Raw genomic sequence first — 26987 nt, 5'->3', positions numbered from 1 at the left:
ACACTATTCTCTCCAACCAAACGTGCTCACCCCTTGTCACCACTAAGCTTATGCATATTAATCCCTTTGCATTTGAACGCTTTCCAATCCGATAAGAACCCTGTCAAAAACCCATAAATTAGTAAGGATTTTGTGTGACTCTTTTCACGCTTTTCCGCCTTCCTAGGCATTTCTAGGAATTTTTCCTAGCCGATCTAGGCAACCATCTCATGTGCCTCACAAAACCACTCTCTAGAATTCCGCTCAGTCAAAGGTAACAAGAGCGCATAACGGTCTCCGTTGTGTTTCTAAAACAATTACAAGAGAGTTCATCATGTTAAAATTCCTCGAACAGGTGCGGAAGCCGACCCTCGATCTTCCTGTCGAAGTTAGAAGAAAGATGTGGTTTAAACCCTTCATCCAATCTTACTTGGTCGTATTCATCGGCTACCTAACCATGTACTTGATTCGTAAGAACTTCAATGTCGCGCAAAACGACATGATCTCAACTTACGGTTTGAGCATGACAGACCTAGGTCTTATTGGCCTTGGCTTCTCCATCACATACGGCATCGGTAAAACCGTTGTGTCTTACTACGCTGACGGTAAGAACACCAAGCAATTCCTCCCTTTTATGCTGATCCTTTCTGGTCTTGCAATGCTTGGTTTCAGCTTCAGCATGGGCGGCGGTAGTGCAAGCCTGTTCTTGATGGTGGCTTTCTACGCTCTGAGTGGTTTCTTCCAAAGTACTGGTGGCCCTTCTAGTTACTCAACCATTACAAAATGGACACCTCGTAACAAACGCGGCTCTTACCTAGGCTTGTGGAACATGTCTCACAACGTAGGTGGTGCTGGCGCAGCGGGTGTTGCTCTTTTCGGTGCTAACTACCTATTCGACGGCCACGTAATCGGTATGTTCGTGTTCCCTTCTATCATCGCGATCATCGTTGGCTTTATCGGTATGCGCTTTGGTAGCGACTCTCCAGAAGCTTACGGTCTAGGTAAAGTAGAAGAACTTTTCGATGAAGCAGTGAGTGAAGAAGACACCGCCGCAGAAGAAAACCAGATGACCAAAAAAGAAATCTTTGTTGAATACGTTCTCAAAAACAAAGTTATCTGGCTACTTTGCTTTGCAAACATCTTCCTTTACATCGTTCGTATCGGCATCGACCAATGGTCAACGGTATACGCGTACCAAGAGCTTGGCCTGTCAAAAGAAACGGCAATCTCTGGCTTTACTCTGTTCGAAGTCGGTGCACTTGTGGGTACGTTGATGTGGGGTTACTTATCTGACCTAGCAAACGGTCGCCGCGCATTGGTTGCTTGTGTGTCTCTTGGTTTGATCATCGTATCGCTTGAGTTCTACCAACACGCCACTAGCGAGTTCATGTACTTGGCCTCTCTATTTGTATTGGGCTTCTTGGTGTTTGGTCCGCAACTTCTTATCGGTGTTGCCGCGGTTGGTTTTGTCCCTAAAAAAGCAATCAGTGTGGCTGACGGCGTAAAAGGTACTTTCGCTTACCTAATCGGCGATAGCTTTGCAAAACTAGGCTTGGGTATGATTGCAGACGGTACACCTATCTTCGGCTTAACAGGTTGGAAAGGTACCTTCGCAGCCCTAGATACCTCCGCCATGATTTGTATTGTTTTGCTTGCTTTCGTCGCTATCGCGGAAGAGAAGAAGATTCGACACGCGAAGAAGCTTCAACTTGCACAAAACCAAGCCTAACTTCTCTGCGCGCTTTACTTCGGTAAAGCGGTAAAGCGCGCAAGATCATTAAAAAGCATGGTTCAATTCAGTATCATTAAAGATTTTTCTATTGGCTCCTGTTGGAGCTTATTGTTGTTAGTCGTCTGCTCTATTTGGTTGTAATAATGATTCATGTTGCTCTAGTTGATGATCACGTCATCGTGCGTTCTGGTTTCGCACAATTATTAAATTTAGAAAGTGATATTACCGTTGTTGGTGAATTTGGTTCTGTCGCAGAAGCGCGCAAAGGGTTGCCTGCGGTACACCCACACGTCGTCATCCTAGATATTTCCATGCCAGATGAAAGCGGCTTAAACTTTCTTAGCGAAATACCAACTGGCATTGCCTGCGTGATGCTTAGCGTGCATGACTCCCCTGCGATGGTGGAAAAATCACTAAAGCTAGGTGCAAAAGGCTATCTTAGTAAACGCTGTAGCCCAGACGAACTTATTCAAGCCGTGAGAACCAGTGCTTCTGGTGGCTGTTACCTCACATCAGATATTGCACTTAAACTTGCAACGCCTAGCGACAACACCACCTCTCTATGCCAACTGACAAAACGTGAAAACGAGGTATGTCAGCTACTTGCGACCGGGTTGGATGTAAAGTCAGTCGCGGCAGAGCTTGGCTTGAGCCACAAGACCGTGCATGTGCATCGTGCGAATGCCATCGACAAACTCGGCGTGAAAAACAACGTTGAGCTCGCCAAACTATTTTCTCAAGAGTCCTTTTAATGCGAGCTTACGCTGTTACCACCATTTGCGGACTTTTTGTTATGGCTTGCGCTTGGTTTTGCTTGTGGGTGATTGCCTATTACTTTGTCAATGATCCAGAGCTCGCCATTCTGCTTTTCCCATTCGCCTTACGACTGGGGATTGCGCTGCACACTCGCACCGCTTACTGGCCAACAATCTACGTATCAGAATGGGCGCTGACGATTGCACTTGCGACCCTATTAGAGCAACCTCAATGGCTCACCGTGCTGATCGCCAGCGTTGCCAGCATCCCTGTCACACTGATTGCGAAAAAATACTACTACGGTGACCAAAACCGCCACTTAGCCGTCATGGGCGTTGTCATTATCATTAGCGCGTTTATTAATGTGATGGCCGTTGGTTTTCACGTTCCTTCGGTTTACATGGTGTGGCTGGCTAGCATTTCTGGAGGCTTGCTCGTGGTGCCTATGTGCTACTTGTTATGGAGTTATTTGTTCCAAAGTCGTTGGTCTCCGCTTAGCTCTCTCCTACTTAGTAATGCCGTTGTATTTCAGGTGCGTCATATCGTGCTTTATGCGCTGCTTTTGATCGGCAGTATTTTGGTGCAAACCAGTTTGCCTGAAGAGCTAAAACGATTTGCGCCATTTTGTATGGCGATTCCAATCATCGTGCTTGCTCTGCGTTACGGCTGGCAAGGAGCCCTACTCGCCACCATGCTCAACAGCATTGCGCTGATTGCGGCTCGCAGCGGCGTATCAAATCTAGAAATCACCGATTTGTTATTATCTCTCTCGGCGCAAACCATCACCGGCATTATGCTCGGTTTAGGGGTTCAGAAACAAAAAGACCTCAATCACAAACTGCGCGGCGAACTTGCACGCAACCAGAATTTGTCTCGCCAGCTTATCAAAGCGGAAGAATCCGTAAGACGCGATATTGCGCGCGAGCTACATGACGAAATCGGCCAGAACATCACGGCGATCCGCACACAAGCCAACATCATTAAGCGGGTAAATAACGCAGAAACAAGCGTGGGTTGCGCCGACATGATCGAAGGGCTTTCCCTCAACGTGTACGACACCACTAAGCGACTGTTAAGCAAGCTAAGACCAAAAATGCTGGATGATTTGGACTTAAAAGAATCCGTCGAGCAACTAACGCGAGAAATGGAGTTCGCCAATCACGGAACCAACGTTCAACTGAACTGGCAGGGCGATTACACCAGCCTGAGTGACACACTCAAAGTCACCCTATTCCGTTTATGCCAAGAATCATTAAATAACGCAGCCAAGTACGCAGAAGCGCAGTTGATCAATATTGAACTGACAATTGGAGAAGCTGCGGTTTCACTGATGATTAACGATGATGGTGTCGGCTTCAAAGTTCAGGACAGCATGAAAGGCATGGGCGTTCGCGGCATGCAAGAGCGTGTGCACGCGTTAGGTGGAAAAATGGTTATCTACTCCACCAGCGATCAAGTTATTGGCACACAAATCAGCATTACTTTACCTAAGGTGTAACTCAAGATGTTTGGATTTTTACGTTCACCTAAATTTACTCAACCGAGTCTGAGCAAAGAGCAAATCGACCAGCGTTACCGCCATTGGCGTTTGCACATTATGTTGGGGATGTACATCGGCTACGCAGGTTTCTACTTTACCCGTAAGACCTTTAACTACGCCGCACCAGCTATGATTACCGATCTTGGCCTAGACAAAGGCGATTTGGGTCTTATAGGCACGCTTTTCTACATCACCTACGGCTGCTCGAAGTTTATTTCTGGCACGATTTCGGATCGCTCTAACCCTCGTTATTTCATGGGGCTAGGCTTGATTGCGACAGGTCTGGTCAATATCGCGTTCGGCTTTTCTAGCTCACTCGCGGCTTTCATCACTCTGTGGATCTTAAACGCGTGGTTCCAAGGCTGGGGCTGGCCTTCATGCTCCAAGCTGCTAACCACTTGGTATTCACGCTCCGAGCGTGGCTTCTTATGGGCGATTTGGAACACCGCACACAACGTTGGTGGCGCGCTGATCCCTATTTTGGTGGGCTATTTAACGTTGCACTACAGCTGGCGTGAAGGCTTTATTCTACCCGGTATCATCGGCGTATTACTCGGTCTATTCGTTTGTTGGCGATTGCGCGACAAACCCACAACAATGGGTTTGCCAAGTGTCGGACAATGGCGCAACGACGCGCTAGAACTTGCGCAAGAAAATTACGGACGTGGCCTCACCTACCGCGAAATTCTGAAATCGTACGTATTTAACAACGAATACATCTGGCTGCTCGCGTTCAGTTATGTGTTGGTTTACATCGTCCGAACCGCAATCAATGACTGGGGAAACCTGTACTTAACAGAGCAGCATCACTATAGCCTGATTAACGCCAACGCTGCTCTGTCGATGTTTGAAATCGGTGGTTTTGTTGGTTCATTGGTTGCGGGTTGGGGCTCAGACAAACTCTTTGGCGGTAACCGTGGGCCAATGAACTTGCTGTTCGCGATTGGGATTTTCTTATCTGTCTCTGCGCTTTGGCTGATGCCTCTGACCAACTTTGCATTCCAAGCGGCGGGATTGTTCTCCATCGGCTTCTTTGTCTTTGGGCCACAAATGCTGATCGGTATGGCGGCAGCGGAGTGCTCTCACAAAGATTCTGCAGGCGCGGCAACAGGATTCGTGGGCTTGTTCGCCTACATGGGCGCAGCATTGTCTGGCTATCCACTGGCGTTAATTCTTGAAGAATATCATTGGACGGGTTTCTTCATCACCATTTCAGTTTGTGCAGCCGTCATTGGCCTTTTATTGCTGCCATTTTTGCAAGCGCAACCATCACGAAAACCACTCGAACCAAAACCTCGGTTGTAAATCGACTTATCGCCCTTCGGGCAAATTGGCGAGTGACCTAACCGCGCTCGCCATCCTTATTTAACGTATCTCTGCTCAATTTTTCTTCCGATTCAGTTCGGAGGGTTAACTATGGGAAAAATTCATGAATTTGAACACTATTTCATCGCATAGCTTCTTTCAAATGAACAACAAAATCCAAAACTACGCTTGGGGAAGCACCTCGTCTATTCACGATTTGTTTGGCTTTTCTAACGAAACAAATGAACCTCAAGCAGAAGTATGGATGGGTACTCACCCAAACGGCTGCTCTGAAGTTCAGGTTGAGCAAAACACGCTGCCTTTGTCTGAACTGATTAAACAAAACCAACCCGCTTACTTATCAGCAGAAACCGCAGCGAAATTTGGCGACCTGCCCTTTCTGTTTAAGATCTTAGCGGCCGAACACGCACTGTCGATTCAAGTTCACCCAAGCAAACAAGATGCCGAAATAGGTTTCGAAAAAGAGCAAAGTGCTGGCATTCCACTAAACGCGAGCCATCGTAACTACAAGGATCCTAACCACAAACCTGAGTTGGTGTACGCGTTGACAAGTTACCAAGCCATGAACGGTTTTCGCTCGTATTCCGAGATTATTGAGGCATTTAGCCTTTGCGATATCGATGAGCTACGCGCGCCACTAGATGCATTCAAACACGAAGCCAACTCACAAGGTTTACGCGATTTCTTTGTGCACATTCTGACCATGGAAGGAGAAACAAAAGAGCGAGCACTGAAACAGCTTCTTGCCCACGCTTCACATCAATCGGAACAAAGCACTGACTCGGAGCAAGGCACTGACAGCGACGCTTTCCAGCTCATCTTGGAACTATCCACTCAATACCCCGGCGATGTCGGCTTGTTTGCGCCATTACTGTTGAATGTCATCACGCTGCAGCCTGGCGAAGCGATGTTCCTGAGCGCAAAAACGCCACACGCTTACATTAAAGGTACGGGATTAGAGATCATGGCGAACTCAGATAACGTTTTGCGTGCAGGACTCACGCCGAAACACATGGATGTTGAAGAACTGGTTAAATGCACAGACTTTGTGCCTAAGCCGTTTGAAAGCCTTGTTCTTGAACCCAATGCAAATGGTTGCCAGAGCCTTTACCCCGTTCCAGTCGCAGACTTTAGTTTCAGCATTCTTAACCAACCGAATCACGACGTGGTTGAGGCAAACAGCGCAGAGATTTTGATGGCGATTGATGCCGAACTGACACTCATCAGTGATAACGGTGAGACGTTAACCGCCGCGAAAGGACAATCTGTATTTGTTCCTGCTTACGTTGGCCATTATCGCATTCAAAGTGCGGGACGTGTGGCTCGCGCCTTCAACTAGTTTTTGAACAACTGATTCAAACTAGCGTCTGACCCAAGGGACTGGGTTAGACAATTTATTCCTTTCATAGATTGAGCCAGTCCGCTTTTAAGGTACTCATGCTTACACTTTTTCGACTCAAATCCGCAGCGGCCTAAGCCATCTAAGTTCTCTACCCCCGATTCTTCTGTTCACTACAGCACTCATTGTCAAAACCCATTTATTTCTGGTAAATCCTCCGCTCCAATATCAAATTACTTGGATAACAAAGGCGCTCACACAGTGGTATTTGTTGCAAAACGTATAATCAACGTTGTAATCAAAGCCCCAATCACTACAATCTCTGGTTCGATTTTTCAGTTAACGTTTGTATGCCGAAGTTAAACCAAGATAACCCTGTTCAAAGCTCCGCCCTTTCCGATATCGAAACCAGCAGTAAGATTCAATCGGCATTAGAACCGAAGTTTCACAAGCCAGAGAAACGTCTCTGCTTAAGCCCTGGCCTATCGGATAAGCATTTGGCGCGCCGTTGGCAAGTATTGGAACACGTGACCAATAAAGATCATATCCTTGATCCTTTCACGCAGTCACATTGCGATGCTTACTCCAACAACATCGAGCACTTCATTGGTACTGTTAATGTGCCGGTCGGCATTGCAGGTCCTTTACGCGTCAACGGTTTGTATGCGAACGACGACTTTTTGGTTCCGCTCGCAACGACAGAAGCCGCGTTAGTCGCTTCCTACAACCGTGGCGCAAATCTTATTACCGCTGCTGGTGGCGCGAGCGCATTGTTGCTGAGTGAAGGGGTGAGCCGAACGCCAGTGTTCGCCTTTAATAACCTTGCCGATGCGGGTCAGTTCGTCAGTTGGGTTGTGACCCAGTTTGACGCATTTCGTCAAATAGCGGAATCCACCACCTCACATGGCAAACTCAAAGACATCAATGTAAATATCGAAGGAAACCACGTTTATTTGGTCTTTGAATACGTGACCGGTGACGCTTCCGGACAAAACATGGTGACCATCGCAACAAACGAAGTGTTCCATCATATTTTGGCGACCAGCCCAATCAAACCAACGCAAGCCTTCTTGGATGGCAACTTATCAGGCGACAAAAAACCAAACGCGCACACGCTGCGCTCGGTACGCGGTAAGAAAGTATCCGCCGAAGTGACCATTCCTGCTGAGTTAGTGGAAAAATATCTGCATACCACGCCAGAGTCTATGGTTCAATTTGGCAAAATGACCACGGTGGGTGGTTTACTCAGTGGGACGATTGGCGTAAACGCGCATTACGCGAATGCCCTTGCCGCGCTGTACATTGCGTGTGGTCAAGATGCCGCTTGCGTTGCAGAGTCTGCCATTGGTATCACTCGTATGGATGTGGACGCTCAAGGCAACTTGTACGCGTGCGTGACCTTGCCAAACATCATGGTTGGCACGGTTGGCGGGGGCACTAGCCTTCTAACGCAAAAAGCATGTTTGGATATTTTGGGTTTGCACGGCAACGGCAATGCGAAAGCCTTAGCCGAAGTCGCAGCTGCGCTTTGTCTGGCTGGCGAACTCTCGATTGTGGGCGCATTTTGTGCCGATCACTTCTCCCGGGCTCACCATAAACTTGCTAGAAAATAATCCTTTTTACTTTGTACAAGAGAACACCCATGCGGTTTTCTCTTGTGCCAATAAAACAACTTTATTTATTAGCTCATAAATTAGTTTAAGTTATATTGCAGACTTAATAATTACACCACTCTCACGTTGACCACATTATTGCAGTATCACCACACATTCCTCGCTATATCACTGTTTGACCCTATTCTCACGCGATATTAAATATCAGTACGTTACCTAAATAAATATCAAAAACATCTAGCACTAAAGTACCAAATTCATAGATTGAGTTTTTTGTTAGTCACTTATAGATACTATACTCGTTCCTGCAGCTGCTTGATTTTTCTAAATTTATTATTTAGCTCAAATGAGCTTAATCACTCCCGTTAAATGGATTTAAGTCGTTCCCTCGGGTAAGCGAGTTAACTATGAGACGTCAGAAACAGAATGAAATCTCTTGTTGGGTACTAGGGTTGATCATCTTATTACTAAGTTACGTCCCTTCAGTACCAGCAGAAATGGAACTAACGCCCTCCGATCAAACCGTTGCGCGTTTCCTCTATCAGAGCACTTTTGGGCCAACACCAACATTAATTGATGAGGTAGAAGAAGTCGGGATGGAAAGTTGGATATCTCAACAAATCTACCTTCCTGCCACCTATCATCAACCGCTCTATCGGACACCTTTTTCCAAAGGCGCACAATCCAATCGCGAAAACGCTTGGTATCAAATTGTTATTACTGCTGATGATCAACTCAGACAACGCATGGCGTATGCATTAAGCCAGATCTTAGTGGTCTCTCGCTATGGCGGTGTTCTTTCCAGTAAGCCCACAGGTCTAGTCGACTACTATGATGTATTGATTGCTAACGCTTTTGGCAACTACCGAGATTTATTATATGACGTTTCCATTCATCCTGTTATGGGCAGCTATTTGTCAATGCTCGGTAGCGCAAAAGAGAACAACACGACGGGTGCATTACCTGATGAGAACTTCGCTCGAGAGTTGATGCAGTTATTCACCCTAGGCTTGTATGAACTGAATATCGATGGCAGTAAAAAGCTTGATCGTACAACGGGTAAGCCTATCCCCACATATACCCAAACGGATATTCAAGAACTCGCTCGAGCATTAACTGGGTGGAAAAATGCCGATTTAGCGTTTGTCGAACCGATGCGAGTCATCAGCCACCGACACGATGATGGCGAGAAACGATTGCTTGGTAACACAATTCCTGCTGGTTTAACTGCGCAAGAAGAGCTTTCAAAAGTGATCGATATTTTGATGTCTCATCCAAACATGGCGCCGTTTGTTTCTAAGCTACTTATCCAACGTTTTGTAACTTCGAATCCAAGTCCGGAGTACATCGCACGTGTTGCTTCGGTATTCAATAACAATGGCAAAGGAGAAAAAGGAGATTTAAACGCGGTCATTCATGCCATCTTGCTCGATTCTGAGGCTCTAGGCATGACAGATACCCCGCCAATAAAAGTGAAAGAGCCAATACTGGTCCTTACTAATTTTCATCGAGCTGCGGGTTTTACAATCAAATCTACACGTTACGAAGACGCCACTACGATGATGAATATCGCCAATCAAGGACCTCTTCGTTCTCCTTCCGTATTTAATTTTTACTCTCCTGGCTACCAACCATCTAACGAGTTTACGGAGTCTGGTATTAGCTCTCCTGAGTATGAGCTACTGAACTGGTCCGTTTATACCGATTTGGTCAACTATATGTTGACCAGTACTCGCAGAGGCGGCGGTGATTCCTACACTCTCGATCTCGGCGAGTTTTATCTTCTTTTGGATGATCACGATGCCTTAGTTGAGCTGGTTAACGCACGCTTCTTTGCTGGAATGGCCTCGGCGGAATTAACAAAACTCATGCTCACCGTGTTAGATGAATATCGTGAGGACTATGTGCCAACAACAAAGCTCGCCTTGGTGATTTTTACCGCCATTTCCGGCGATGAATTCTATATTCAGGATTAGGAGTGGATTATGGATATTTCACGACGACATTTTATAAAAAGCACTGCATCGATGGGCGCTTTAGCTTCGCTTGGTCTACCGGGTTATTCTCTCGCGGCGCCATCCAATGACTTTCGAGCATTGATATGTGTTTATTTAGCAGGTGGAAACGATGCGTTCAACACTGTACTGCCGTTGTCTGACGCGCACTATAACCAATATGCCAAAGTCAGAGGGGCTCTTTCTGTCACCAAAGACGACATACTCCCTATCAATTTGCGTACCACCGATAGCTCGGATAATCTGGTAGAACTTGGCTTACACCCCAAACTAAAGGCGCTGTCTTCAATTTTCGAACAAGGCGATGCCAATATCGTGCTCAATAGCGGTATTCTCAACCATCCCGTTACAAAACAAGCGATTGAGCTAGGTGAAGCGTCACTTCCCGAGCAACTGTTTTCCCACAATTCACAAACAGACGCTTGGTTACTTGGTGGTATGCAAGAATCTAGCAATTTGGGTTGGGCGGGCAGAATGTTGGACGTATTAACTTCTGAATCAGAAATAACCCCACTATACAGTGTTCACGGGAACTCGCTTTGGTTACGCGCGATGGAACACCGCCAAACCGTGCTGAAAAAAGACCGTGCGGTTCAGCTTACCGCGATTGATAACCCGCTATACAAGGGGATCTATGACCAACTGCTTTCTCATCAAACAGAGAATCCGTTTAGTGGCCACTTTAATTTGATGGTTGATGAGTCGATGATGATGAGCCGTGTGCTAAGCGAGCAACTCAATCATATTGATGACGCGCCGCTGTTCACCTCATCAACACTCGGCAAGCAGATGCAAACCGTCTATAAATTGATCGCAAGCCAAGATGTGTTAAAGCAACAACGACAAGTCTTCTTCGTTAAACACTCTGGCTACGACCTACACGATTCTCAATTAGTTCGACACCCCGTACTACTCGAAGATCTAGCAACTAACCTCTTAGCAATGTATCGTGCGATTGCGCGGTTGGGGCTAAACAAGCAAGTCACCTCTTTTACAATGTCTGACTTTGGTCGACGGATGACAAGCAACGGTAACGGCACCGATCACGGTTGGGGTGGTCATCAACTATTGATTGGAGGCGCGGTGAATGGTCAGCGACCTATCGGCACATGGCCTGAACTAGTATTGGGTGGAAACGATGACTATTCTCAAGGTCGACTCATACCCCAAATTGCAGCAGATCAGGTGGGCTCAACTCTCGCGCAATGGATGGGCGTGAGTGATAACGCGGCATTGGAATACGTGTTCCCGAATATCCGCAACTTCGCTAATTCAAACCTTGGCTTTATGGCTTAAGCTGCTTTAATGAGCTCTTAATTAACTTGTCATGAAAAAGGGAGCATTTACGCTCCCTTTTCAATATCATTTCCGCTGAGTGTCCGTTACGCTTCGTCGCGACGACGCTCGTTACACAGCTTAATGGCACGCTCAAGCAATTCTAGCGCGGATTGCTCACATTCAGGCAGAGCCGCATCACTTTCACCAATTGGCGTTACGCGGTCACCCCATTTCAATACTGCCGCACCCCATGTCAAACCTGCACCAAACGCAGCAAGAAGCATGTTATCACCTGGGTTAACTCGGCCTTGCTCTACCGCTTCACACAATGCAATTGGCACCGTCGCTGCAGAAGTATTGCCGTAGTTTTGGATGTTCACAAACGCTTTGTCGTGTGGGATCCCAGATAGGTCACATAGGGTTTGAATGATGCGAATATTCGCTTGATGAGGAATAACAACGTCGATTTGGTCGGTAGTTAACTGTGATGCTTTAAGCACGGTTTTCGCAGCTAGCCCCATGCCTTTTACCGCACGTTTAAAAATTTCTTGTCCTACAAAGTTGAAATCCCAGTAACCGTTGTCCTCAGCAAAGCGATCCATACAAGTACCAAACTTTGGCACGGATAGAATATCGCGACCTTTAGCGTCACAACCAATTTGAGATTGCAGTAGACCCGTTTCTTTTTCTGTTCTTGATAACACAACGGCGCCCGCGCCATCACCAAATAGAACAGCGGTATCTCGCATGGCCCAATCAATGTAGAAAGACAATCTTTCCGCGCCAATAATGATCGCGTTGCGATAGTTACCTGATTGAATCAAACGTGTGCCCGTTTCAAGGCCGTAGACAAATCCCGTACATGCGGCATTTAAATCAAAGGCCGCCGCAGAACGAATGCCCAAGTTCTGCTGTATTTTAGATGCGATGTTTGGAATAAGTGAATCCGGAGAACAAGTCGCCACAATGATTAAATCAACGTCGCTGGCGTCAACGCCCGCGCGCGCCAATGCGTGTTTGGCAGCAACGGTTGCCATGTCTGAAGTATTTACATGGCTAATACGGCGGTTTTCGATACCGGTGCGGGTACGAATCCACTCATCTGAAGTATCAAGGAAAGTGCTAAGATCATCGTTAGAGAGCACGGCAGGAGGAACACATTTCCCCCAACCTGTAATTTCAGCGTAGTAATTTGTCATCGCAGACCTATTTATTGTTGTATTTTAATAAAATTTCTTAGAACCTTAGGCTCAAATACAAACCTGCTCTGCGTTATTTCGGCAGGTTAAAAAATAAGTATACAAATAATGAGGCTGACTGGTAAGTCATGTTTTCATCAATACGTAATAAAGGAAGAAGTCATGTCATCGTTTAAAACTCGCTGCCCTTCATGCGGCGGTCTAAATCGTGTCCCGAATGAGCGTGTTGCAGAGTCTGCAACTTGCGGTAAATGTAAAAGTGCACTTTTTGATGGCGCGCCTATCGAAGGAACGCAAGATAACTTTTCTGTCCTATTACAAAGTGATACGCCTGTTGTCGTCGACTTTTGGGCCCCTTGGTGTAATCCGTGCGTCGGTTTTGCCCCTGTTTTCTCGGATGTCGCTCATGAACAAGCAGGAACGGCTCGTTTTGTAAAGATTGATACAGAAGCACAACAAGCGCTCGCTGCACAATTTGGCATTCGAAGCATTCCTACCATCATGGTTTTCAAGAACGGTCAACGCGTTGATATGATCAATGGTGCGCTACCTAAGAGTCAGTTTGATCAATGGTTAAATCAAGCACTTAATAAGTAATCCTCCACGCCAACCTCACTGGTAGGTTGGCGTTTTTATGCAACTTATCGACCTATCTATTTAACAAATATTATTTGTCGAAACGACTTAAATTAATCATTTTACTTGCCTAACTATTAGCCTCATATTCGCGCCGAATAACCCATAGATTTCATTTAACTTATAGGCGCAAAACAGTGGAAAACACAGTCGTTCCTGCAGCATCACCACGAGTTACAGTTCCAGTCGTCGCACTGTCTCTTTATGCGGTGGCTTCGGGCTATTTAATGAGCTTGATCCCTCTCATGCTCGGTGAATACAACATCTCAGCAGATTATGCGAGTTGGTTGGCGAGTGTTTTTTATGGCGGCTTATTGGTCGGCGCGATGTTTATTGAGCGTGTCGTGCGTCAAGTTGGTCACCGTAAAGCGTTTATTGGCTGCTTAGCGGCATTCTCGCTAACGATTGTCACGCTACCCGTTTTTGCTAATGGGTTAGTGTGGCTTGCTGCTCGTTTTATCGCAGGTATTGCCGTTGCGGGCGTTTTTGTCATTGTTGAATCTTGGCTAATGTCTGGCGACGAAGCATCGCGTGCAAAGCGTTTGAGTTTATACATGCTATCGCTTTATGGCGGTTCTGCATTAGGCCAATTTGGCATTGGTGTACTTGGCGTAAGTGGCGGTGTTCCGTTCATTGCAATCACAACTCTGATCCTAATGGCGATGTTGGTGCTAATGTTTATTGAGTGTGAACAACCAAACAGCCATGAATCAACCGCTTTGTCATTTAAGCAAATCGCCAAGCTAAACCATGCTGCAATTATTGGTTGTGTTGTATCAGGTTTGACCTTAGGCGCGATCTACGGATTAATGCCTGTTGAGCTAACTAACCGTAAAATCAACCATCAAGACATTGGTACATTGATGGCATTAGTGATCCTAGGTGGCATGTTGGTTCAACCAATGGTGACCACATTGAACAAATACATGAGCCGCACAGTGCTAATGGCGTTCTTCTGTATTTTGGGTATTTTTTCGATCGGTTTGACCTTTATTTCATCATCAGCCGTGGTATTAGCTGCTGCTTTATTCTTTTTAGGTGCAGCTACTTTTGCCTTGTACCCAATTGCGATCAACTTAGGTTGCGAAGGACTTGATGAGCGCTTTATTGTCTCTGCCACACAAGTCATGCTGTTTAGCTACAGCATTGGCTCTGTTGCTGGCCCGGTTGTGGCTGATAAATTTATGGGCCAAGAACATGGCTTACTAGGCTACTTGTTTGCCGCTTTAGTTGCGACTGGCGTATACATGCTACTTGCAGCGAGCAAAACTAAGCAGCGTATGGCCGCTGGCCTCTAACCACGCAACTTCTACTCAACGAAAACGAGGGCATGTCGCCCTCGTTTTTTATTCTTCGCGTTTTTGTTTAGATAAACGTTTGTGACGGTTTGACGCGTTCGCTGCAGGTTTTTCCGGTACCGTGCGCTTTTCATGAAGTAAATGACGAACCGCCAAGATGGGATGTTTCAGTAGCATTCTGGGGCCAGAGTAACGCATCACCAAACGCATTTGCTCTTTCGGATCCGGTTTATAACAGTGAATCGGACACTTGTTACACGTAGGTTTATTCTCTCCATAAGGACAGCGGTCAAGACGAACTTCTGCGTATTCAAGCAGCTCACGACATTCTGAGCACAAGTCACTTTTTTTTCCATGGTGATCGTGACAGTAAACCTCTACCATGGCTTTTACCGTCTTAAATTCAGTGGCGAGCTTGCCAAGTAAAATATCGCTCATGAGCTTCCAAAAATCACAACGTCATTGTGTAAAGTTCTAACGTTCGACCATTATCGTATTGCTGCTCAACTCGTTCAAACTCAAAGCCCAGTTTTTTGAGCAAACTTATACTACGAATATTGTCATTGTTGGTGATGGCAGCCAACTTATCGAGTTTCATTTCCCCTCGAGCATATTCCAGCACCGCGGTTGCCGACTCGACTCCGTAGCCGCAACCATAAGCAGAAGGTAAAAAACCATACCCGAGATCGTAGTGTTGCAATGTGTCACGTTTAACTAGCCCACAAATACCGATCGGCTGTCCATCGTCCTTTTTCTCTACTACGAGTAAACTCACGCCTTTAACTTTTTGCATGCGTAGCATGTTTTCTTTTATATAACGCGCCGCTTCATATTCAGTACGAATTTGTTTATCTCCGACAAAACGATAAAAGTCTGGGTGGTTATAAAGCTCTAATATGAATGGTGCATCATCTATACTCACAAGACGTAATATCAAACGTTCAGTGATCAGTGTTTTCATTTGGACTCCATTAAAACGCGAGAGATGATTGGACATAGAAACGTACTTGAATCTTGCGACCGACGTAAGGGCTTATTTAGTTGTAACTTGATAAAAAAATAACTATCCTGCCCCGCTAAATTAAAGGACCACCACCATGAACCGCAAGAAGAAAATCAATCAGATCTTAAAAGCGAAGCAGAAGAAGCATAACGCTAAGCTACATAAGAGCAATAAGCCGCGTTATATCTCCAAAGCTGAACGTGCAAAAATGGAAGCTGAAGAGCAAAACCAAGCTTCGGAAAGCACGGAAAATGTTGTAGACACAGTGCCGACAGATCAAGCCTAAAAGAAAAGCCGCTTTATGCGGCTTTTTTGTTTGTTGTACGAGGAGAATTGACTCTAATATTCAACACTGTAGTTCAGTGTGAATGTGCGACCTCTTCCTTTGTAGTCGTAAGCTGCTGCATCGTAGTGTGCCGCGTAAAGAATCTGCGCACGTTGACCCCAAGCGGTTGTGTAGTCTTCGTCAAATAGGTTTTGAATACCAAAGCCTAACTGCCCAACAGGTAGTGTTACATTACCCAGAAGATCAAACGTGGTGTAGCCCTCCAACTTATTGTTGGCGTCATCTTCGTAATCAAACATCGTCTGACTTTGTAGACGAATCGAGTACGAATCTTGGTAGTATGCAGCCCATGCATTAGCCTTAGACGTACTGGCTTTACCTGCGCTCAAATCTTCCCATTTACCATCAGTTTTCAGCTCAGAAACTACGTAGTGTCCTGATGCCCCTAACAGGATATCGCGGGTCACCCAGTAATTGATGTTTGCTTCTGCACCGTAAACACGCTGCTCGTCGTCAACATTCGTAATCAACAACGTTTTTCTATCATACTTGATGGAGTTGTCTGAAAGCGAGTAATAGCCTGCCGCCTGAAGCGCAAGAGAGTTGGTATCAAGACGGTAACCGATCTCATAGCTGTCCGTTTTAATACCTGACATTTTTGAGTTAGACACATTAATGCTGTTGTTCAACGCATAGTGACCGTTTGCATCCACAGCATCATAGCTGCCTTGACCATAGTACTTCGCAGGGTCAGCAAGTTCGAAACCTTGGGAGAAGTTTGCCCAAAGTTGAGATTCATCATTAAGCTGATAAATGGTGCCCAAATTAAACAGACTTACAGAGTAGTCGGTGCTGCCACCTGGTACCGCATCCGCTGACACCCCCTTACCCGAGGCAATCTTCTTTTGTACGCTATAGGCAACAAAGTCATCAATCTTATTGTCCATGTATTGATAGCGGTAGCCTGCTTGAACGGACCAATCTTGATTAATTTGATAGTCACCTTGAACAAACATTGCGTAAGACGTTACATCTACACCTGGGTAACGACCAACTTCGGCGTACGTTTTATTAATCAAGTTTCCAGAGTTGTTTGCAATGCTTGGATCGAATAGAGCTTGATTGCTCTCAAAACGGTCTAAATACGCATCAACACCATAAACAAGGTTGAATGATTCCCAGTTTTTTGCCAGTGCCAAACGTCCAGCAAAAACCTCTGTCTTTTGCTGAGAAGCACCTTGGTAATAAGGAGTAAACGTTTGGTCTTCACTTCGGTAAGACAACTCGCCAATCAGTTGATGGTCGAATACGCTGTCGTGAGCGTAGTTCGCACTTAAGAGAACTCGCTCTGTACCGTGTTCACGATCGGAATCGAATCCCTCTCGTACATCAACAAATTTATTGTTAACAATGTACAAGCCGTATGGCGAATCTTGCTGGCTGTCATAGTATTGTGCGACAAGGTTTAACTTGCTGGCATCGGAGATTTGAATCTCTGTCGATCCCATCACATCAAGCGTCGAGTTGTATTGCAGAGAACCTTGGGAAATATCTGGGGTGACAATGTCGCCATTTGCGTCAAATGCACCTTGTGTCTCGGTGTACACAACCGAACCCCTAGCGGCAACTCGATCGTTACCACCGGAAATAGACTGGGCTAATTTGTAATCAAAATCGTCGCTGCTGTTAAAACCTGTAGTGCCACTCACGTAGGATTCAAATGACAATGCATCCGAATACGCTTTCTTGGTGATAATGTTGATAACACCACCTGTAGCGCCAGCACCATAAATGGAAGTTGCACCAGATAGTACTTCAATTCGCTCGATGTTGAATGGGTCAATCGCATCAAGCTGACGACTAATTGGGCGAGAAGACTGCAGTGAGACACCATCAATCATCACCAACATCGCTCTGCCACGCAGGTTCTGGCCGTAGTTAGTTCGACCACCCGTACCAACGTCTAACGAAGGAATGGTCGCAGAAAGAATGTCACCAAGTGTCTTGCCCGCGCGATATTGTTGGGCAATTTCCTCTTGCCCTACAAACCAAACCGTTCCTGGAATATCAGAGATCGATTTCGGCATCACACTGCCCACGACCACCATTTGTTCATCACTTGGTGTTGATGTTTGTTGAAGTTCTTCCGCAGCTATTGAGCTAACTGCGTATCCACTGCTCATCGCAAGTACGATGAGATTAAGAGAAAACGTCCTTTTTATCATTGTATTTATCTTTTTGTTGTCAACAAGAGAGTGCAATGATACTTATTCTCACTCTCAAATCGAGCACTGTTACATAAGTTAACCAAATGTTAATTAGGATTATACTTGCTCATAAGCTGTCGATTTTTTTCTAAACGAGGACAATCTTCACAAAGCTTTCTGCCTTCACACTTATAGACTAAACAACAGCTTTTTCTGACCAATTTTAGCGGCTGATCCAGTGACGTCTCATAAAGTGAATGACTATTGTTGGCATCTAAACCCAATGCCTGTAACCACAAGATGGCATGCTCACGCAATGTCGTGTTGGTCATTTGCGGAAAACGCTGTTGAAGACGAATCAAACAAGCCATGATCCCATCCGACATCAATTGATGAGTGAAGCCTGGGCGAATGCGCGTCCATTGACTCATTTCTTGTTGGTAGAAATCGAACAACTCTCGAATTTGACGTCCGGCCTCTTTTATTAATTCTTCTGGCTTACCATGTATATGTGTTTCGTCAGCGAATCGATATCCAGACACAAAACAAGGCTTGAGGTGCTGCGCCATCTCACGAATGTTTGGCAACGTGTGGAAACCGTAGATAGAAATGAACGCAACATAAACAGGCTGCCAACACAACAAATCCCACGTTCTCGTCAACCAATACGCTTTTCCCGCTTCCGGATGAGCCTCAGACAACTGTTGGTAAAGGCCTTGAATGATCGGATTTATATCATTTTCGATATGAATAACTTCTTGCCCTATTTCGCCAATATCACCGTGAAGGTAAGGCGTAATCTCACTCGAAGTTTGAAATAGTTGCGGGAAAAATTGCTCAGACATGATGGTTTATTGTTGGTGTAGTCATTCTGACACCTTTATACCCAAGCACTAATCGCAATGCAAACTATTATCCTTTGTGTTCACATAACAAAAAGCCTATTCTCATCTGTGGTCTCTGCCTCTATTTTCAAGCTCTTTGCGCCCGTAAGGTCTGGTTACGTATGCGATGAATAGCAACAAACTCTTAAACCTCTTCGCATTTAGCGCTGACATGATCGCAAAAATACACAGCATAAAAACACCCTGATAAAACTGTGTTAACAGTTTCCCTGTGTAGCGTGAGTTATTGCCAATAATTGAATATTGCTGTTTCTTATCCAAAGGAGTGTGAACAACATGAAGTATTTTCTTTCTGAATATCGGGACAATGTAATTAAGTAATTTGGCTATATAGCCCCCTGTTTTGAATAAGGAAATCCACATGTTGTATCTTGAGTTTCTATTTTTGCTCGTGATGCTGTATATCGGCTCACGTTATGGTGGTATAGGCCTTGGGGTCGTATCTGGTATTGGTTTGGTGATTGAAGTCTTCATCTTTAAGATGCCGCCAACCTCCCCTCCTGTCACCGTTATGTTGATCATCCTAGCAGTGGTAACATGTGCATCCATTCTTGAAGCGGCTGGTGGTTTGAAATACATGCTGCAAGTTGCCGAACGTGTGCTTCGTAAAAACCCAAAACGCGTCACCCTGATCGCTCCTTTTGTTACTTACTTTATGACCTTCTTGCTCGGTACAGGTCACGCGGTTTACTCCATCATGCCAATCATTGGCGACGTTGCACTGAAAAACGGCATTCGTCCGGAACGTCCAATGGCAGCCGCTTCCGTCGCTTCGCAAATCGCGATTACGGCCTCTCCAATTTCAGCGGCAGTGGTTTACTACTTGGCACAACTCTCTGATATTCAGCACGAGATCACTCTGCTTTCTATTTTGCTCGTTACTGTTCCAGCGACGCTATTCGGTACGTTGCTGATGTCACTTTACAGCCTAAAACGCGGTAAAGAACTGGAAGACGATGAAGAATACCAAGAGCGTTTAAAAGATCCGGTGTGGCGTGAAAAGATCCTCAACACCACTGCAACGTCTCTTGATGAAGTGCTACCAACAAGTGCTCGTAACTCTGTGTTGCTGTTCATCGCGTCTATCTTGGTTATCGTCGTTATCGCGATGTGGCCGGACATTCGTACCATCGTAGATGGCGCGAAACCAATCAGCATGGCCGTTGTGATTCAAATGATGATGCTCTGCTTCGGCGGTATCATTTTGCTTGCAACCAAAACTGATCCACGTGACGTACCAAACGGCGTAGTATTCAAATCAGGTATGGTGGCTGCCATTGCTATCTTCGGTATCGCTTGGATGTCAGATACTTACTTCCAATACGCAATGCCTCAGTTCAAATCTGGCATCGTTGAGATGGTAACCAACTACCCTTGGACGTTCGCGCTTGCGTTGTTCATTGTGTCGGTTGTAGTGAATTCTCAAGCAGCGACTGCACGTATGATGTTGCCTGTCGGTCTTGGCTTGGGTCTGGATCCTGCACTGCTTATCGGCCTAATGCCTGCGGTATACGGTTACTTCTTTATTCCGAACTACCCTTCAGATATCGCGACAGTGAACTTCGATACGTCAGGTACCACTAAGATTGGTAAGTGGTACTTCAACCACTCATTTATGTCGGTAGGTTTGATTGGTGTGATTGGTGCTTGCTGTCTGGGCTACTTGTTAGGACAAATGATCATTCCTTCATAATTAGCCAAATCAACAATAAATTAGAGGCGAGTCATTGTACGTTAGCGTACAGCCTGAATGACTCGCCTTTTCTTTGTCACGTTAGTTATTACAGTAAGAAGTCATCATCAATCGCGACAAAGTTATCGGCACAATCAATCAGAGTTTGGGATGTTAGCTTAGGCACACCATAAACGGTCACCGTTTTATTGAAGCGCTGCTGAATTCGTTCCACCAGAAGACTAAAGTCCCCATCTCCAGAAACGAGAATCACTTCTTCAACTTCAGGGGCAATTTCAATCGCATCAAGAGTAATACCGACATCCCAGTCGCCTTTCGAGCTGCCGTCACGACGCTGAATATAGGGTTTAAGCATTACCTCGAACCCAACACCGCGTAAAATGTGATGAAACTGACGCTGTTTTGGATCGTTACTCGCGATGGCATAAGCACGAGCACTCACCACCTCTTTCCCTTGCGTCGCAACATACCAAAACTGGTTGTAATCAAAATTACTGCGATATGCTTCGCGACAGGTGTAATACACATTCTGTACATCAACCAAAATGGCGATCTTTTGTTTTCTTTCTGAATTCATCTTTTCTACGCTTGATTTATTTGCTGCCTACCCTAAGTCAGTTTTGGTAAAAGCACAATGAGCCAATTCCACTAAACTTAACGTATAAACGGTATTTGGGTTTCTAGGGGAACTGTCATGGGCGGAAAGTTACTAGTGATACTACTTTCTTGTATCTTGTCATCGACAGCATTCGGTTATCCAGCACATTCAAAGTACTGGCCGCATCGGAGTGTGCTTTACTTCGCTCCAGAAAACGATGAATACGTTAAACAATTCTTACTAGAAACACTCATGAATGAGTGCGAGTTGGAAGACAGAGACGTGGTCACATTAGTCATTACAGAACAAGGTTACACGTCTCCAGCTTGGCTCAAAGAAGAGTTTGATTTGAAAATGCTTGCCAAGCTGTATGAAATTGAAAAAGGCTCACATACCGCAATTTTACTGGGTAAAGATGGCCAAGAGAAATACCGATGGGGCGCAGAAACGGATTGGCCTTTTATCAACAACTTGATTGATCAAATGCCAATGCGTAAGCAAGAAATGCAGAGACGTCATAGCCCCTGCAAAATCTAACCATTAGATGAACTTATTTTCTAAACCAGTCTAGTTTGTTGTGCAACTGAGTCACGCAGCCAACGACGATCAATGCTGGACTGATCGCCTTCTCAGCCATTTCAGAAAGTTCGTTCAGTTTTCCTTGGAACACGCGCTGCTCTGGACGCGTACCATTTTCAATAATGGCGCATGACATCTCTGGATCTAATCCATGAGTGATCAGGTTATCCATGATGTGACCGCTTTGCTTCAAACCCATGTAGAACACAAGTGTGTTGTTAGATTGCGCTAACGAATGCCACTCAATTTCGCGACCGTCTTTTTGCACGTGACCTGTAATAAATTGAACGCTTTGCGCGTGGTCACGGTGCGTTAATGGTATACCAGCATAAGCTGTTGCACCCGCTGCAGCGGTGATCCCCGGCACCACTTCGTATTTGATGCCATATTCTGCAAGCTCTTCTAACTCTTCACCGCCGCGTCCAAAGATGAAAGAATCACCACCTTTTAGGCGCACAACGCGTTTACCTTCTTGCGCTTTTTGTACCAAGATTTGATTGATCTGGTCTTGTGGTACGCAGTGAAAATCGAGCTTTTTCCCGACATAAATCATCTCAGCAGATGCGTGAGCCAGTTCAAGAATGTCTTTCGACACCAATCGGTCATACACCACAACTTCAGCCGCTTGAATGGCTTTCAAACCTTTGACCGTCAGCAAGTCTGGATCGCCCGGACCTGCACCAACTAAAGAAACAAAGCCGCTGTTTAAAGATGAGTTCGCAGTAGTCATATCAACGCCTATCGGAAATTTGGATATAAAGAGTAACACTCACGTTATTAACTTAAGGTTTAAACTACCCCAAGGAGTTATTACTTTTTATAGCTAAATCAATACAATATCTATTGAAAGTTAAATGAGTTGAGTAGCCCTACCTTCCATAGGTAGGGCCAGATAAAAGCAGTTTATTTTGCGATTGCAGGCTCTGCTTTTACTTCTTCTTCAACTACGTTGATAGAAGGCGCTGTTTTCGCATGAGTTAGGTACAGTGGCAGACAAGTCATTACAAGACCACCAACTATGTTACCTAAGATGGTTGGGATAAGGTTGAAGTTCAACCAAGTCGCGATACCAAAATCCGCACCTAAGATCATACCCAGTGGGAATAGGAACATGTTTACCACGGTGTGCTCGAATACTAGCGCGAAGAAGATGAAGATTGGGAACCACATCATCGCTACACGACCAGATACTGAACGTGCCGTCATGTTGCCGATCACGCCTAGGCACACCATTAGGTTACAGAAGATAGCGCGTACAAAACACGTGATCCATCCGTCCATGCCCATGTTTTCGAAACCAAGGCTACGGGCAGTCGATACAGCGACAAACTTCTTCGCTACCGCGTTGAGCTCTAGAGAGAAGTTACCGGTTAGAGAGATTGCCACTAGGTAAGCCACAATTAGAGAACCAATCAGGTTACCCAAACCTACCAATCCCCAGCAACGGAAAATACGACCCCAAGTGATACCCGGACGGTTAGCAAACTTAGCCAAAGGAGCAAGACCAAAAACACCTGTGACAAGGTCGTAACCCATCACACTGAGAATCACAAAGCCCACAGGGAAAACAAGCGCCCCCACAAGGCCAATGCCCGTTTGTACAATCGCGGTAATAGCAACCACCACTGCAAGAGACAGAATAACGCCTGCCATCGTGCCGCGAAGCAGAAGATCTCGAGTGCTGGTATTAATTTTCGCTTCACCCACGTTGATCATGGTTTGCACGAATTCAGCAGGTTTAAAGTCTGTAGACATGAATGTGTCCTTATTCAAAATTGAAAGTTAAAAAGTTAAAGATTGAATAGAGAAAGGCTTCCCGTTGACACCCACTGCTGTCGACATCATCTCGCTTCCCTGTTCCCCCAAGATGACGCTTGGAAAGCCTTTGTCTATTGAATCTAAGTACACGGCGCATTCCCACCCCTTAAAGAGGAGGGAATGCAAACCAAGCTTATGCAGAAATTTCTACTTCACCGTTGGTTACGCGTGTTTTGTACGCTTTCACGTTAAAACGCTCGTCTTCCATGCACGCACCTGTTGTCAGGTTAAAGCGTTGCTTTTTAAGTGGGCTTGCTACCCAAAGTTCGCCTTGGTGCTCACAAATCAAACCGCGAGAAAGCACGTTTGATTGGAAGAATGGGTCTTTGTTGCTGATGGCAAACACTTCTTCCGCTTCTGTTGGGCGAAATACCGCAACTTGCTGACCATTAACCAAAGCACAAACGCCAGTGCCCGGTACGATGTCGCTGATTTGGCAAATCTTTTCAAATGACATGTTCAACCTTCCCTTATGCTTCAGTGATCGCTACGTGTAGGATGTCGCCTTTCGCTTCAGGATGTTTCTCCGTGAAGGTCGCTGGGCGGTGCTGTTCGCGCTCTTGAACAAACACAACGTTGTCATCGCGCTTGTCAGAGTTGATGAAGTGTGTGAAACGAGTCAGTTGTGATTCGTCATTGATGGTCGCCGTCCACTCACACTCGTACTCGTCTACAAGCTTCGCTACGTCTGCTTCTAATTGAGCGTTGATGCCAAGTTTGTCTTCAACAATCACTTCGCGTAGGTAGTCAACACCACCTTCCATGTTTTCCATCCAAACTGATGTGCGTTGTAGTGGCGCAGCAGTACGGATGTAGAACATCATGAAGCGGTCGATGTACTTGATTAGCGTTTCTTTATCTAGATCGCTTGCTAGTAGGTCTGCATGACGAGGTTTCATACCACCGTTACCACATACGTACATGTTCCAGCCTGCGTCAGTCGCGATGATGCCAAGGTCTTTACCTTGTGCTTCCGCACACTCACGAGTACAGCCAGAAACACCAAACTTCATCTTATGAGGTGTACGAATGCCTTTGTAACGGTTCTCGATGTAAGAACCTAAACCAACAGAATCTTGAACGCCGTAACGACACCACGTTGAGCCAACACAGGTCTTCGCCATACGAAGTGCTTTTGCGTATGCTTGACCTGTTTCGAAACCAGCGTCGATAAGCTTACGCCAGATCTCTGGAAGATCGTCTTTTTGAGCACCAAACAGACCAATACGCTGAGCACCGGTTACTTTGGTGTATAGATTGTATTCAGCAGCAACGTTCGCTAGCGCACCCAGTGCTTGAGGCGTTACTTCACCACCCGCCATACGTGGGATCACAGAGTAAGTACCGTCTTTTTGGATGTTACCTAGGAAGTTATCGTTCGTGTCGTGCAGCTTAACCAGTTGTGGCTTAAGAATGTGCTCACCCCAGCAAGACGCCAAAATAGAGCCCACAAGTGGTTTACATACTTCACAGCCGTAACCTTTACCGTATTTCTCTAAAAGCTCATCAAACGTTTTGATCTCTTCGATACGGATTAGGTGGAACAACTCTTGGCGTGAGTAAGCAAAGTGCTCACAAACGTCGTTCTTCACTTCAATACCAGATTTAGCAAGCTCTGCGTTTAGAACAGAAGTGACTAGAGGAATACAACCACCACAGCCTGTGCCAGCGCCTGTCACTGCTTTGATGTCGCCCAATGTATGGTGGCCATCAGCAACCGCTTGTGCGATCTTGCCTTTGGTTACATCGAAACATGAACAGATCACCGCGCTTTCTGGTAGAGCGTCTGCACCTAGTGCTGGTTTCTCAGCGCCTGCGTGTGCAGGAAGGATCAAGGCATCTGGGTGTTCTGGTAGGTCGATTTCGTTCAACATCAATTGAAGCAAATCGCCGTAATCAGACGTGTCACCTACTAGTACTGCACCTAGCAGCTTCTTGTTGTCTTCAGAAACGATAAGACGTTTGTAAACTTCTTGCTCTTCGTTTTGGTAAACGTAACTCTTACAACCTTCAGTGCGACCGTTCGCATCACCAATAGAACCTACTTTCACGCCCAACAATTTCAGCTTCGCAGACATATCAGCGCCTTCGAATTTGCTTTCTGTGTTACCTAGTAGGTGATCAACCGCAACGGTCGCCATCTTGTAACCCGGAGCAACAAGGCCGTAGAACATTTCATTCCAAGACGCACACTCACCAATCGCGTAGATGTTCTCATCAGAAGTCTGACAATGGTCGTTGATAGCAACACCGCCACGAGGGCCAAGTTCTAGCTCCATTTGGCGAGCCAGTTTGTCTTGTGGACGAATACCCGCTGAAAATACAATGAAGTCTGTCTCTAACTCAGTGCCGTCAGCGAAACGCATGACGTTACGAGCATTTTTACCTTCTGCTGCAATCTCTAGCGTGTTTTTGCTGGTATGAACGTTCACGCCCATACGCTCGATTTTTTGACGAAGTTGATTACCACCAGCAAGGTCAAGTTGCTCAGCCATCAGCTTTGGCGCGAACTCAACAACGTGTGTTTCTACACCCAATGCTTTTAGTGCGCCTGCCGCTTCAAGACCTAGAAGACCACCACCGATAACCACGCCTGATTTGCTGTTTTTCGCACACGCTTCAATCGCTTTTAGATCTTCGATCGTGCGGTAAACAAAACAGTCTTTGCTTTCATGACCTTTGATAGGCGGGACAAATGGGAATGAGCCTGTAGCAAGAATCAGCTTGTCGTATTGAACTTCACGGCCAGTGCTTGAGTAAACAATGCGGTTTTCACGGTTGATGTTAATCGCGCGTTCGCCGATCAGCATATTAATACCGTGTTTCTCGTAGAAGCCTTCTTTTACTAAAGAAAGTTCATCTGCAGTATGGTGAGAAAAGTAAGAGGAAAGGTGCACACGGTCGTATGCGACACGAGGTTCTTCACAGAAAACGGTAATCTCCATATTAGAGATATCAGCTTTCTCGACTAAGTCTTCAATATAACGGTGCCCTACCATACCGTTACCGATGACTACTAGCTTCAACTTGCTCATTATAATTCCTAAGGGTTAGGTTCTTATCACTGAGCTCATTGTTAATTGTGAAAGAAAATTAATACATGATGTAAATCAATTACAATTTCAAACTACCCTAAAGGGGTAGATAAACGTTTTTATCTTGATATTGAAAAATAAAAGGTAATTTA

General features: G+C 45.7%; 23 protein-coding genes. 13 read left to right on the top strand and 10 right to left on the bottom strand.

Going from position 1 to position 26987, the window contains the following annotated elements:
• Positions 1 to 313 precede the first annotated feature (313 nt).
• The 8 genes from uhpT (at position 314) to VEA_RS15475 (ending at position 11596) form a co-directional block, all read left to right on the top strand.
• A complete protein-coding gene (gene uhpT, locus VEA_RS15510) occupies positions 314 to 1708 on the top strand; it encodes a hexose-6-phosphate:phosphate antiporter (RefSeq protein WP_021707729.1) in 1395 nt (464 codons plus the stop codon).
• Between the two features lie 146 nt (positions 1709 to 1854).
• Positions 1855 to 2463 (top strand): response regulator transcription factor UhpA, encoded by a 609-nt coding sequence (gene uhpA, locus VEA_RS15505; protein ID WP_005376090.1) that lies wholly within the window; start codon positions 1855 to 1857, stop codon positions 2461 to 2463.
• Positions 2463 to 3965 carry a signal transduction histidine-protein kinase/phosphatase UhpB gene (gene uhpB, locus VEA_RS15500; protein WP_012842242.1) on the top strand — a complete coding sequence of 501 codons (1503 nt, stop codon included), beginning with the start codon at positions 2463 to 2465 and terminating at the stop codon, positions 3963 to 3965. The genes uhpA and uhpB overlap by 1 nt, the downstream gene beginning before the upstream one ends.
• A gap of 6 nt (positions 3966 to 3971) precedes the next feature.
• A complete protein-coding gene (uhpC, locus tag VEA_RS15495) occupies positions 3972 to 5312 on the top strand; it encodes an MFS transporter (RefSeq protein ID WP_012842241.1) in 1341 nt (446 codons plus the stop codon).
• Positions 5313 to 5436: 124 nt separating this feature from the next.
• A complete protein-coding gene (gene manA / locus VEA_RS15490) occupies positions 5437 to 6672 on the top strand; it encodes a mannose-6-phosphate isomerase, class I (RefSeq protein WP_012842240.1) in 1236 nt (411 codons plus the stop codon).
• A gap of 350 nt (positions 6673 to 7022) precedes the next feature.
• Positions 7023 to 8285: a hydroxymethylglutaryl-CoA reductase gene (locus tag VEA_RS15485; protein WP_012842239.1), complete on the top strand. Its 1263-nt coding sequence runs from the start codon at positions 7023 to 7025 to the stop codon at positions 8283 to 8285.
• A gap of 407 nt (positions 8286 to 8692) precedes the next feature.
• Positions 8693 to 10261, top strand: a complete 1569-nt coding sequence (locus VEA_RS15480) for a DUF1800 domain-containing protein (protein WP_012842238.1) — start codon at positions 8693 to 8695, stop codon at positions 10259 to 10261.
• A 9-nt stretch (positions 10262 to 10270) separates the two neighbouring features.
• Positions 10271 to 11596, top strand: coding sequence for a DUF1501 domain-containing protein (locus VEA_RS15475; protein WP_012842237.1), 1326 nt, complete (start codon positions 10271 to 10273; stop codon positions 11594 to 11596).
• 86 nt (positions 11597 to 11682) lie between these two features.
• Here VEA_RS15475 and VEA_RS15470 read toward each other — a convergent pair whose 3' ends face one another.
• Positions 11683 to 12777: a ketoacyl-ACP synthase III gene (locus tag VEA_RS15470; RefSeq protein WP_005394577.1), complete on the bottom strand. Its 1095-nt coding sequence runs from the start codon at positions 12775 to 12777 to the stop codon at positions 11683 to 11685.
• Between the two features lie 162 nt (positions 12778 to 12939).
• On the opposite strand from VEA_RS15470, the gene trxC reads away from it, so the two are divergent.
• Together trxC and VEA_RS15460 are read left to right on the top strand one after the other, a co-directional pair.
• Positions 12940 to 13374, top strand: a complete 435-nt coding sequence (gene trxC, locus VEA_RS15465) for a thioredoxin TrxC (protein ID WP_012842236.1) — start codon at positions 12940 to 12942, stop codon at positions 13372 to 13374.
• A gap of 176 nt (positions 13375 to 13550) precedes the next feature.
• Positions 13551 to 14711, top strand: a complete 1161-nt coding sequence (locus tag VEA_RS15460; RefSeq protein ID WP_012842235.1) for an MFS transporter — start codon at positions 13551 to 13553, stop codon at positions 14709 to 14711.
• A 48-nt stretch (positions 14712 to 14759) separates the two neighbouring features.
• On the opposite strand, the gene VEA_RS15455 is transcribed toward VEA_RS15460, so the two are convergent.
• Together VEA_RS15455 and VEA_RS15450 are read right to left on the bottom strand one after the other, a co-directional pair.
• The gene (locus VEA_RS15455) at positions 14760 to 15149 is read right to left on the bottom strand and encodes a nitrous oxide-stimulated promoter family protein (RefSeq protein WP_012842234.1); all 390 of its coding nucleotides are present in this window, start codon (positions 15147 to 15149) and stop codon (positions 14760 to 14762) included.
• 13 nt (positions 15150 to 15162) lie between these two features.
• Positions 15163 to 15672: a GNAT family N-acetyltransferase gene (locus VEA_RS15450; RefSeq protein WP_012842233.1), complete on the bottom strand. Its 510-nt coding sequence runs from the start codon at positions 15670 to 15672 to the stop codon at positions 15163 to 15165.
• A gap of 136 nt (positions 15673 to 15808) precedes the next feature.
• Here VEA_RS15450 and VEA_RS15445 point away from each other — a divergent pair, with 136 nt between their 5' ends.
• Entirely contained in the window at positions 15809 to 16000 is a 192-nt protein-coding gene (locus VEA_RS15445) for a DUF2986 domain-containing protein (protein ID WP_012842232.1), read from the top strand.
• A gap of 53 nt (positions 16001 to 16053) precedes the next feature.
• Here VEA_RS15445 and VEA_RS15440 read toward each other — a convergent pair whose 3' ends face one another.
• Complete coding sequence (locus tag VEA_RS15440; protein ID WP_012842231.1) at positions 16054 to 18225, bottom strand: TonB-dependent receptor; 2172 nt, start codon at positions 18223 to 18225, stop codon at positions 16054 to 16056.
• 89 nt (positions 18226 to 18314) lie between these two features.
• Positions 18315 to 19052, bottom strand: a complete 738-nt coding sequence (locus VEA_RS15435; RefSeq protein WP_012842230.1) for a siderophore ferric iron reductase — start codon at positions 19050 to 19052, stop codon at positions 18315 to 18317.
• A 421-nt stretch (positions 19053 to 19473) separates the two neighbouring features.
• Here VEA_RS15435 and VEA_RS15425 point away from each other — a divergent pair, with 421 nt between their 5' ends.
• The gene (locus tag VEA_RS15425; protein WP_005394592.1) at positions 19474 to 20805 is read left to right on the top strand and encodes an anaerobic C4-dicarboxylate transporter; all 1332 of its coding nucleotides are present in this window, start codon (positions 19474 to 19476) and stop codon (positions 20803 to 20805) included.
• A gap of 88 nt (positions 20806 to 20893) precedes the next feature.
• Here VEA_RS15425 and VEA_RS15420 read toward each other — a convergent pair whose 3' ends face one another.
• Positions 20894 to 21382 carry a LabA-like NYN domain-containing protein gene (locus VEA_RS15420; RefSeq protein WP_005394594.1) on the bottom strand — a complete coding sequence of 163 codons (489 nt, stop codon included), beginning with the start codon at positions 21380 to 21382 and terminating at the stop codon, positions 20894 to 20896.
• Between the two features lie 117 nt (positions 21383 to 21499).
• Between VEA_RS15420 and VEA_RS15415 the strand changes: the two genes are divergently transcribed.
• Positions 21500 to 21940, top strand: coding sequence for a DUF4174 domain-containing protein (locus VEA_RS15415; protein ID WP_012842228.1), 441 nt, complete (start codon positions 21500 to 21502; stop codon positions 21938 to 21940).
• Between the two features lie 13 nt (positions 21941 to 21953).
• Here VEA_RS15415 and cobA read toward each other — a convergent pair whose 3' ends face one another.
• From cobA to nirB, 4 genes are all read right to left on the bottom strand, one after another.
• Positions 21954 to 22712, bottom strand: coding sequence for a uroporphyrinogen-III C-methyltransferase (gene cobA / locus VEA_RS15410; RefSeq protein ID WP_012842227.1), 759 nt, complete (start codon positions 22710 to 22712; stop codon positions 21954 to 21956).
• Between the two features lie 173 nt (positions 22713 to 22885).
• Positions 22886 to 23737 carry a formate/nitrite transporter family protein gene (locus VEA_RS15405; RefSeq protein ID WP_005394601.1) on the bottom strand — a complete coding sequence of 284 codons (852 nt, stop codon included), beginning with the start codon at positions 23735 to 23737 and terminating at the stop codon, positions 22886 to 22888.
• Positions 23738 to 23933: 196 nt separating this feature from the next.
• The gene (gene nirD, locus VEA_RS15400; protein WP_012842225.1) at positions 23934 to 24257 is read right to left on the bottom strand and encodes a nitrite reductase small subunit NirD; all 324 of its coding nucleotides are present in this window, start codon (positions 24255 to 24257) and stop codon (positions 23934 to 23936) included.
• A 13-nt stretch (positions 24258 to 24270) separates the two neighbouring features.
• Positions 24271 to 26835: a nitrite reductase large subunit NirB gene (gene nirB, locus VEA_RS15395; RefSeq protein WP_012842224.1), complete on the bottom strand. Its 2565-nt coding sequence runs from the start codon at positions 26833 to 26835 to the stop codon at positions 24271 to 24273.
• Positions 26836 to 26987: the final 152 nt, after the last annotated feature.

It is taken from the genome of Vibrio antiquarius (assembly GCF_000024825.1).
GTDB lineage: Bacteria > Pseudomonadota > Gammaproteobacteria > Enterobacterales > Vibrionaceae > Vibrio > Vibrio diabolicus.
The sequence above is the reverse complement of the archived record's forward strand: the minus strand, read 5'-3'. Positions and strand labels throughout refer to the sequence as shown.